This window comes from Hyalangium sp., from assembly GCF_035629615.1.
Classification (GTDB): Bacteria; Myxococcota; Myxococcia; order Myxococcales; family Myxococcaceae; genus Hyalangium.
In genome coordinates, this window is the sequence record NZ_DASPHO010000350.1 from 1 (window position 1) to 7,893 (window position 7,893).

The window sequence follows — 7,893 nt, forward strand, 5'->3', positions numbered from 1 at the left end:
AAGCTGCTCATAGGGCACGGAGACCAGAGGGGCTCCCCCCAGTCCGCCCACCTCATCCGGCTGCTCCGTCATGCTGGCGGAGTACCCTCCCTGCCCTCCTGCACCGGCATGGCCTCCTCCACCGCCACCCGCGCAGTGGCAGTTGCCGCCTCCACCGCCGCTGGCCAGGTTGCCCCGCCCAGCCACCGTGCCGAAGCGCCCGGCCACCAGGCCTTCTCCTTTATAGGAGCCACCGCTCCCCGCGACCTCGTCGAGCGCGGTGCAGCTGTAGTCCCCGGGGTGGTTGATGAAGGCACCACCGCGGAAGCCCGCGCCATCCGCGCTGATCAGACCCTCGTTGGTCAGCGTGCCCGTGGCCAGCAGCGCCAGGATGCCGCCCGCACTCCCATCCCACGGCACCGCCTTCAGCGAGGCGCCCGCGAGCACCTGCACGTCCGTGTACTCCGGCACGCTCACCACCTGAGACACGCCGGCGGCAAAGCCGTACTGCAGCGGCGCCGTCAACCGCAGCTTGTCCTCCACCACCGCCTCCACCCGCGCGTACTCGAACCGCCCCACCGTGCCCGAGCCCAGATCGAGGGGCTGCTGAGCTCCCGAGGCCGGAGCGGGCTCCAGGCCCGTGGACTGGTGGACGAGCACCAGCTCGCCCGCCGCGAAGGCACCGACGTTGGAGATCACCAGTTCCTTCGTCCCAGCCGCCGCGCCGGCGGTGAGCTGCCCGGCGTGGTTGATGACGGTGTCCGGGAGCCCCACGCTCAGCGGGCCGTCCCGTCCGGTGCCGAGCCCAAAGGTGTCCGGCTCCGCCAGTGCGCCACCCGCGAGGAACAGCCCGGCCAGGAAGAGGTGGATCCGCATGGGGCTATGCTGCCCCAGCCGACCGAGAGCGGTCGAGTCTCGGCTTCAGTCGACCCGCTTCACCACGAACACACAGTGCGTCGCGCCCTCGTGCATGCACTGGCTCTCCCTCACGTCCACGCGCTGCGCTAGCGCGAGGGCCAGCCCCCGGACGAAGCCGATGCCCACACCGCACAGCCTCCGGGGCGAGGAATACACGACGCGGACCGTCGCCTTGTCCACGCGCTCGCACTCCAGCCGCGGCGGCGTCGCATGCGGATCCCGACGCACCCCGTCGTGGATGCGCTCGACGTTCTCGACGACGTCCAGAATGGTCCACCCGGGCTTGATGGCGCCTCGGTAGATCTTCAGCAGGTTCGGGACGATGAACTCACCGAAGTCCTCGAGCAGGAACCTCACGGAGCGCCCCGTCTTCCGGGAGGCCGCGGTGACGAGCGCCACGGCCTCCTCGTCGGGATAGCTCTGGAACGCCAGGTAGATCCGCGAGGGAAGCCCCGCTTCCCGAAGCAGTGTCTCCCAGCCCTGCTCGCCGAGACGAGCCTGTGCGTAGCCACGGAGTTGGTTGAAGATGATGCCGTGCATGTGTCTGCCTTCCTCGAACCTGCCGGGATTCGAGGCGCGCCTCCCCGTGCGCACGCCTGATGCATCATCCCATACCCCTCAGGGAAGTCTTCACGCACTCTCCGTGAGACGCTGGAGGTACCGTGCGTTCGCGGGAGAGAAGAAGGGCTGGCGCAGCAGACGAGCCAGTGCGCCCTTGTCGACACACAGCAGCTGGAGCGCGTCGGCCCACTCTCCCAGGATGGCGACAGCACGCACATCCGCGGCCTCTCGGTAGAGGTCATTCAGGTTGTGGACGAGGGCGCTGAGGTCCTCCACCTCCCAGCGCTCGGTGAGCTCCCCTACGAGCACGTGTAACTCCAAGGTGCGGCGCTCGCGTACATCCACGAGCTTGAAGCTCCGGGCGGCACCGCCCATGGCCTGAGCGAGCGGGCCGACGAGCTCATCCGGCCGCACGTCCAGCGCGACGGAGAGCCCTCCATGCAGGAGGCCCGCCTCACACAGGCGCAGGAGTGACACCTCGGGGGGCTCGCCCGGGACGAACGCCTCGGCGGCCGCCGCGGGATCCTTCAAGAGGCGCTCTCGAGCGAGCGTGTCGAGCAGGGAAGCCATACCGCACCCTACCGCTCTCCCGCGGGCGAGGGAGACGAGACGAAGGGGCGAGCCTCCAGCAGCCGACGTTGTCGGCGGCCGAGGCGGCGGCGCTGCTGGGGGTGAAGCGGGCGACGCTGTCAACGAGCGTTCACCGGGAGTCACTGCGCCCCGCCTGACGCGAGGTGGCGGACGCTTCGAGGCAGGGGTAAAGGGGCAAGGGCTCCCATCGTGCCTATAGGAAGCCTCCATGTTCCGCTCCTCTTGTTCGAACTTCCTCTCTCTGGTGCTGGTGGCGCTGTTCGGTGGTCCGCTCGCATGCCTGGACACGATCGAGCCGGGTGAGGGGCAGGACCCCCTGCCGGAGAACGACAGTGGCCGCCGCGATCTGACGTTCGACTTCAGCCTGGCAGTGAGCGACTGGACCGGCAGCTATGCGGACTTTGCGATGGGCCAGGATCCGAAGGACATCCAGTTCGTCGTCGAGCGGCGCATGCTGCCCGCGAGCACGGACCGGGAGAGCGGCTCGCTGTTCCTCTCGAGCACGAACGTGAGCGACGACCTCTTCACGTTCATCTCGTACCCGGTGGGCCGGCTGAAGCCGAACACGCCCTACGCCATCACCTTCGAGATGGAGCTGGCCAGCAATGCGCCCCGCCGCTGCGCGAGCACGCTCGGCGAGCCTGGGGAGGACGTGTTCCTCAAGGTGGGCGCCTCGCTGGCGCAGCCCCTGCCCGTGGAGGACGCCAACACGCAGCGCGTCCGGCTCAGCGTGGACAAGGGCAACCAGTCGCTCGGCAGCACCAGCGCGCAGGTGCTGGGGGACATCTCCAACGAGCTGGAGGAGTGCTTCAACACGCCCTACCGCATCATCACCCGTGACAACCTGGGCAACCCGCTCCGCATCACCACGAACGACGAGGGCCGGGTGTGGCTGTTCGTGGGCACGGAGTCGGACTACATGGGCACCACCGAGCTCTACTACGACACCCTTCGTGTGCTGCTGGAGCCGTCCTGAATTCGCGCAGGGGCACGCCGTCCAAGCGAGAGAACCGGGTACGCGCACTCTGGAGGAGTCCCTTGGCTGCAACCCCTCTCCGCTCCCTCTTGCTCGCCAGCCTGCTCCTGGGCCTGTCGCCAGCCTGCTCGGCGGCGCTCGACGGGCCTGATGATGGCACCGGTCGCCGCGACCTGCTCTTTCTCTTCGACACGAGCACGCAGAGCTGGACCGGCAACTTCACGGATCTCGCCCCGAGCCAGGTCAACGACGTGGGCTTCCTCTTCGAGCGCCGGGAGCTCCCTGCCGAGGTGGGCCTTCCGGGCGGCGCTCTCTTCGTCTCGGGGAGGAACGTGAGCGATGACCTGTTCATGTTCCTCACTCACCCGGTGACAGAGTTGTCTCCCAACACCGAGTACACCGTCACCTTCGAGCTGGAGCTGGCTAGCAACTCGCCCACGGGCTGCGTGGGCGCCGGCGGCGCCCCGGGCGAGAGTGTCTACGTGAAGGTGGGCGCGGCGAGCGCCCAGCCGGACCGGGTGACAAACTCCTCCGGCAACCTCCGCCTCAACGTGGACAAGGGCGAGCAGTCGATGGGGGGCGCCAACGCAAGGGTGGTGGGTGACGTCGCCAACGGCTCGACGGACTGTGTCACCCCGCCCTACCGCTTCATCACCCGCGACAACCGCGACAACCCGCTGCCCATCACCACGGATGCAGCAGGCCAGCTCTGGCTGCTCGTCGGCACGGACTCGGGCTTCGAGAGCACCACGTCCCTCTACTACGACACGATCCGCGTCATCCTGGAGCCGTCCTGAGCCACCGGGCCGGGCGCAGACATGTCTCGTTTCGAGCGGCCGCCAGCACATCCTCGTTGGCGGACGAGCCCCTCGCGGCGAGACTGTCACCGTGAACCGGACCTATCCTCCCTGGCTGCTCGTCTCGCGGATGCTCGGCACCGTGGCGCTCGTCGGCGCGCTGGCCACGGCCCTCAAGCCGGGCGTGGCGCCCCCTTGGGCGGGGCCGGCTCTCATCCTGGCCTTCTTCGTGCTGCGCCTGGGGAGCGAGTGGACGCTCGCTCTGCGCTACCCGGATGAAGAAGGCCGGCACAAGCGCTCGGCGATCCTCAACACCCTGATCGCGGTCGCCGTCACGGCCTTCTGGTTCTACATGCGCAGGCGCGGCTTCTAGCGCGCTCTCTAGACGCTATCCCTAGACATTGAAGCGGAAGTGCATGCAGTCGCCGTCCTGGACGACGTACTCCTTGCCCTCCACCCGCAGCAGCCCCTTGTCCTTCACCGCGGACTCGCTGCCGAGCTTGATCAGATCCTCCCAGCGCATGACCTCGGCCTTGATGAAGCCGCGCTCGAAGTCCGAGTGGATGACGCCGGCCGCCTGTGGGGCCTTGTAGCCCTTGTGGATCGTCCAGGCACGGCACTCCTGCTCGCCCACCGTGAAGTACGTGTACAGGCCCAGCAGCTTGTAGCCCGCCCGCACCACCTTGTGCAGGCCCGGCTCCGTCAGCCCCGCGCTCTCCAGGAAGCCCGGCCGCTCCTCCTCCGGAAGCTGCTGGATCTCCGCCTCCATGGCCGCGGCGAGCACCACCACCTCCGCGCCCTCCTTCGCCGCCATCTCCTTCACCGCGCGCACGTGCGGCGACTCATCCTCCTTGCCGATCTGCCCCTCGGAGATGTTCGCCACGTACAGCACCGGCTTGTCCGTCAGCAGGAACAGCTCGCGGATGGCCGCGTGCTCGTCCTCGGTGAGCTTCTGCCCCCGGACGGTGATGGCCTCGTCCAGCCCGGCCTTGACCTTGTCCAGCAGCGCCAGCTCCGCCTTGGCCTCGTCGCCCGCCTTGCCGCCCATCTTCGCGTTGCGCTGGGCGCGCTCGCGGCGCTTCTCCACCGTCTCCAGGTCTTTGAGGCACAGCTCCGTGTCGACCACGTCCCGGTCCCTCACCGGGTTCACCCCGCCCTCGACGTGGGTGACGTTGTCGTCCTCGAAGCAGCGCAGCACGTGCAGCACCGCGTCCACCTGGCGGATGTTGGCCAGAAACTGGTTGCCCAGGCCCTCGCCCTTGGAGGCGCCGCGCACCAGCCCGGCGATGTCCACGAACTCCAGCGAGGTGGGCACCTTCTTCAGCGGCTTGACGAGCGCCGTGAGCTTGTCCAGCCGCTCGTCCGGCACAGGCACCACGCCCACGTTCGGCTCGATGGTGCAGAACGGGTAGTTGGCCGCCTGCGCGCCGGCGGAGGACAGCGCGTTGAAGAGGGTGGACTTGCCCACGTTGGGCAGCCCGACGATACCAATGGAGAGCGCCATGACGGTTCCTTGGAACAGCCCAGGCGGCGGGCCGCTTCCCGGCGAGCCTGACTAGGCGCGGGTGGAGGGGTTGCTGCCGGGCACCGGCAGGCCCTTGACGAACTGCTCGGCCAGGGCGCGGTGCTTGGCGTCATCCATGCGCTCGGAGATGAGCTTGCTCGCCACATCCATGGCCAGGTCCACCGCCAGGGAGCGCACCTCGGCGATCGCCTTGGTCTTCTGGTCGTCGATCTCGCGCCGCGCCTGGGCCTTGAACTCCTCGGCCTCCTTGCGGCTCTTGGCCATCAGCTCCTCGCGGTACTTCTCCACGTCCTGCTGGTTCTTGCGCATCATCTCCGCGGCCTCACGGCGGGCCTCGGCGATGGCCGTCTTCTGGTCGGCCAGGAGCTTCTCGGCCTCGGCGCGCTCCTTCTTGGCGCTCTCGATGGCGCTGGAGATCTGCTTCTCGCGCTCCTCCACCAGGGAGAGGATGGGGCCCCAGGCCTTCCAGCGCAGGACGAAGAGCACGAGGACGAAGGTGATGAGGGTCCAGAAGATGAGGCCCGGGCGGACCTCCAGGAAGCTGGCGGCGAGGAGGAGGGTGTTCATCGGGGTCATCCTTCGCGGAAGGGAGGGAGGGAACGGCGGGGTTCAACGCAATCAACGGCTCGAGGCTCTCGGCTCCACACACGGGAGCGGGCCTCCCGGCGCGGCGCCCGCGGAGTGCGAGCGCCGGGCCTGGGACTTCCTGCCTAGGTCTTGGTGGCCAGCAGGATGCAGATCACCAGCGCGAACAGCGTGGCGCCTTCGATGAGCGCCGCGGCGATGATCATGGAGGTGCGGATGTCGCCGCCGGCGGCCGGCTGACGGCCCGTGGCCTCCATGGCGGAGGCGGCCAGCTTACCGATGCCAAGGCCGGCACCGATGATGGCGAGACCGGCACCGATGCCGGCGGACAGGAACGCAAGAGCGAGGTTGGTCATGGGAGCACTTCTTCTTTCTTCGTAGGTAGGACCCACTTGGTGGGGGGGTCGTATTCCCTTTTGGACTACCTCCGGCGGCCTTTCGAACCGCCGGGTTCTCTCCGGAGCCCCGCTGCTACCGGCGCCCCGCTAACTCGTCACGCGTGGGCCCGTCCGTGGTCGTGGCTCTTGGCACCCTCGGGGTGGTCCCCGTGGTGGTGGTCATCGCCGTGGCCATGGTCTCCGTGGTGGCCCATGGCCACGCCCATGCCGATGAAGAGGGCCGACAGCATGGTGAAGACATAGGCCTGCACGAAGGCGACGAAGAGCTCCAGGAAGTAGATGCCCATGGCGAAGGGCACGGCCACCAGGCCCACCGCGGCGCTGTTCATCATGAAGATGAGGCCGAGCAGGAAGAAGATGACGATGTGGCCCGCCAGCATGTTGGCGAACAGACGCATCGTGAGGGCGAAGGGCTTGGTGAACAGGCCGAGGATCTCCACCGGAATCATGATGGGCCACAGCCACCAGGCCACGCCGCCCGTGAGGTGCGCCAGGTAGCCGCCGAAGCCCACCGCGCGGATGCCTGCCACCTGCGTGAGGATGAAGGTGAGCAGGGCCAGGGCGCAGGTGACGGCGATGTTGCCCGTGGCAGTCGCCATCCACGGGAACAGGCCCAGCATGTTCATGAAGAGGATGAAGAAGAACGCGGTGAGCAGGTAGGGCACGTAGCGCGGGCCCTCCTCCTTGCCGATGTTCTTGATGGCCAGCTCGTCCCGGACGAAGACCACCAGCATCTCGAAGAGGTTGGCGCCCACCCCGCGCGGCACCAGCTTGGACTTGTCGCGGTTGCTCCAGATCAGGATGGAGCCCACCAGCAGCAGCGCAGACAGAAACATCATCACCGTGTGCTTGGTGAGGGAGAGGTCCAGGCAGCCCTGCATCAGCCCCGGGTGCGCCGCGCCGTGTCCGCCCGCCGCTGCTGCCTCGCCCGCCGGAACGTCGCAGGCCCCCGCCGTCAGGGGGATGAAGATCTGCGGCAGGGGGATGATCTTGTGCTCGTCGCTGAGGGGCACCTCGAACTCGTACTCGGTCGAGTCCGACACGTGGTGCATGATGTACTCAGCCACGTCCGGCTTCTCGGCACCGTCCGCGGACGGCCCCGCGGCGGACACAGCGCCCGCGAACAGACTGGCGAACAGGACCATTGCCTTGCGCATCACTCGTCTCCGCCCGCCGCGATACGAGCCGCGGCATTCACGTAGCTGATCTCCACCCACTGCAGCACCAGGTAGACACCGAAGAAACCTGCGACGAACCCCCACGGCCCCATTCCCCGCGACACCATCGCGTACAGCCCCGCCGCCACCGTCACCGCCCGGAGCGCGAACACCAGGCCCACCGCCTTCAGCGCGGCCTTGAGGCTGCGCTGCGCCGCCCGCCGCTTCAGCGCCAGCGACACCACCCCGGTCAACGACGCCAACCCCGTGCCCCACAGCGCCGGCCACCGGTGCTCCGGCGTCTGCGGCAGCGCCGCCGCCAGCGCCACCCCCACCACCGCCACCCCTAACGCCACCAGCGCATGGCTCTGGAAGCTCTCCCGGGCCCTGGGCGTGTCCTTCACTT

Annotated in this window: 11 protein-coding genes; 3 read left to right on the forward strand and 8 right to left on the reverse strand. The window is 68.3% G+C overall.

All coding sequences use genetic code 11. The features are described from left to right. From agmC to VD972_RS17730, 3 genes are all read right to left on the reverse strand, one after another. On the reverse strand, positions 1–855 hold an 855-nt coding region (gene agmC, locus VD972_RS17720), incomplete at its 3' end, for an adventurous gliding motility protein AgmC (protein WP_414654079.1). 45 nt (positions 856–900) lie between these two features. Next, entirely contained in the window at positions 901–1,437 is a 537-nt protein-coding gene (locus VD972_RS17725; protein ID WP_324988544.1) for a heme NO-binding domain-containing protein, read from the reverse strand. Between the two features lie 90 nt (positions 1,438–1,527). Continuing rightward, on the reverse strand, positions 1,528–2,028 hold the full coding sequence (locus tag VD972_RS17730) for a hypothetical protein (protein WP_324988546.1): 501 nt from the start codon (positions 2,026–2,028) through the stop codon (positions 1,528–1,530). Positions 2,029–2,257: 229 nt separating this feature from the next. Here VD972_RS17730 and VD972_RS17735 point away from each other — a divergent pair, with 229 nt between their 5' ends. The 3 genes from VD972_RS17735 to VD972_RS17745 all read left to right on the forward strand — a co-directional run bounded on the left by VD972_RS17735 (position 2,258) and on the right by VD972_RS17745 (position 4,195). After that, positions 2,258–3,025: a hypothetical protein gene (locus tag VD972_RS17735; RefSeq protein ID WP_324988548.1), complete on the forward strand. Its 768-nt coding sequence runs from the start codon at positions 2,258–2,260 to the stop codon at positions 3,023–3,025. A gap of 62 nt (positions 3,026–3,087) precedes the next feature. After that, positions 3,088–3,822 (forward strand): hypothetical protein, encoded by a 735-nt coding sequence (locus tag VD972_RS17740; protein ID WP_324988550.1) that lies wholly within the window; start codon positions 3,088–3,090, stop codon positions 3,820–3,822. Between the two features lie 91 nt (positions 3,823–3,913). Beyond that, complete coding sequence (locus VD972_RS17745; RefSeq protein WP_324988553.1) at positions 3,914–4,195, forward strand: hypothetical protein; 282 nt, start codon at positions 3,914–3,916, stop codon at positions 4,193–4,195. Positions 4,196–4,216: 21 nt separating this feature from the next. Here the strand turns inward: VD972_RS17745 and ychF are convergent, their stop codons facing one another. From ychF to VD972_RS17770, 5 genes are all read right to left on the reverse strand, one after another. Then, the gene (gene ychF / locus VD972_RS17750; protein WP_324988555.1) at positions 4,217–5,326 is read right to left on the reverse strand and encodes a redox-regulated ATPase YchF; all 1,110 of its coding nucleotides are present in this window, start codon (positions 5,324–5,326) and stop codon (positions 4,217–4,219) included. A 51-nt stretch (positions 5,327–5,377) separates the two neighbouring features. Beyond that, on the reverse strand, positions 5,378–5,914 hold the full coding sequence (gene atpF, locus VD972_RS17755) for a F0F1 ATP synthase subunit B (protein ID WP_324988557.1): 537 nt from the start codon (positions 5,912–5,914) through the stop codon (positions 5,378–5,380). Positions 5,915–6,057: 143 nt separating this feature from the next. Beyond that, positions 6,058–6,288, reverse strand: coding sequence for an ATP synthase F0 subunit C (locus VD972_RS17760; protein WP_224240070.1), 231 nt, complete (start codon positions 6,286–6,288; stop codon positions 6,058–6,060). Positions 6,289–6,425: 137 nt separating this feature from the next. Beyond that, complete coding sequence (atpB, locus tag VD972_RS17765; RefSeq protein WP_324988561.1) at positions 6,426–7,487, reverse strand: F0F1 ATP synthase subunit A; 1,062 nt, start codon at positions 7,485–7,487, stop codon at positions 6,426–6,428. Beyond that, a complete protein-coding gene (locus VD972_RS17770) occupies positions 7,487–7,891 on the reverse strand; it encodes a hypothetical protein (protein WP_324988563.1) in 405 nt (134 codons plus the stop codon). Before VD972_RS17770 ends, atpB begins: the two co-directional genes overlap by 1 nt. Positions 7,892–7,893 lie beyond the last annotated feature (2 nt).

Bases quoted from the DNA above. Each gene is read 5' to 3' on its own strand.
- VD972_RS17725 (WP_324988544.1), bottom strand. From the start codon at position 1,437: ATGCACGGCATCATCTTCAACCAACTCCGTGGCTACGCACAGGCTCGT.
- ychF (WP_324988555.1), bottom strand. From the start codon at position 5,326: ATGGCGCTCTCCATTGGTATCGTCGGGCTGCCCAACGTGGGCAAGTCC.
- VD972_RS17735 (WP_324988548.1), top strand. From the start codon at position 2,258: ATGTTCCGCTCCTCTTGTTCGAACTTCCTCTCTCTGGTGCTGGTGGCG.
- atpB (WP_324988561.1), bottom strand. From the start codon at position 7,487: ATGCGCAAGGCAATGGTCCTGTTCGCCAGTCTGTTCGCGGGCGCTGTG.
- VD972_RS17730 (WP_324988546.1), bottom strand. From the start codon at position 2,028: ATGGCTTCCCTGCTCGACACGCTCGCTCGAGAGCGCCTCTTGAAGGAT.
- VD972_RS17760 (WP_224240070.1), bottom strand. From the start codon at position 6,288: ATGACCAACCTCGCTCTTGCGTTCCTGTCCGCCGGCATCGGTGCCGGT.
- atpF (WP_324988557.1), bottom strand. From the start codon at position 5,914: ATGAACACCCTCCTCCTCGCCGCCAGCTTCCTGGAGGTCCGCCCGGGC.